Here is a 595-nt window from a genome sequence, read left to right as displayed (position 1 = left end):
CCTCTCCTTTTTCTCAGGGGCGGTCCCCGCCCAAAAACCCGCGTGGGGATGGCCCCTCAAGCCGCGACCCACCGGCTGCCCAATGCGGTGGCCGTTACGAAAATTGCTAATACCTGCCACTCCCGCCAACTTCTGCGACAGCGAAAGCCCCGATATTTCCGCACTGTTAGTCAAATTTAATTTCGTAACATTAGCCACACTCTTGTCCTCCAATTTGGAACGGCTACCCGCACAACCACCTCCTCCAAATCAAAATGCGCGTGAGATTGCGCCGGCAAAGTGTACGGCACCACGCACAGCAACAAAATAATCGCCATCTGAACAACAGTATTGCTTCTTTTTTGCTTATCCACAACATCAATCTGTCGCCACACCTCACACAGACCGTCAAAGTTGATTCCGGCATTTGCGGGACTTGTGCTTGGCAAAGAAATATAGTTAATGCAGGGTTTTCGGGTGAAATATTTGTCCTGACTTTGACAATGCGTCACCCAAATTGAAGTTAAGCGTACGAGAACCCCATATTTGAATCAAAAAATAATTTTTAGGGCATTTATGCGATTCTCAGACGCTCAAAATGCCTTGCGTCACCCAA

The 595-nt window shown here is 48.6% G+C and carries 2 protein-coding genes; both read right to left on the bottom strand.

Annotation, left to right across the window (positions count from 1 at the left end):
- Positions 1 to 198, bottom strand: a 198-nt coding sequence (locus tag ASC50_RS07145; protein WP_158648357.1) for a hypothetical protein, incomplete at its 3' end; no start/stop codon positions are given.
- Complete coding sequence (locus ASC50_RS03365; RefSeq protein ID WP_056928713.1) at positions 177 to 491, bottom strand: uracil-DNA glycosylase family protein; 315 nt, start codon at positions 489 to 491, stop codon at positions 177 to 179. The genes ASC50_RS07145 and ASC50_RS03365, both read right to left, overlap by 22 nt.
- Between the last annotated feature and the right edge of the window lie 104 nt (positions 492 to 595).

This window comes from Candidatus Symbiothrix dinenymphae, assembly GCF_001431085.1.
The sequence above is the reverse complement of the archived record's forward strand: the minus strand, read 5'-3'. Positions and strand labels throughout refer to the sequence as shown.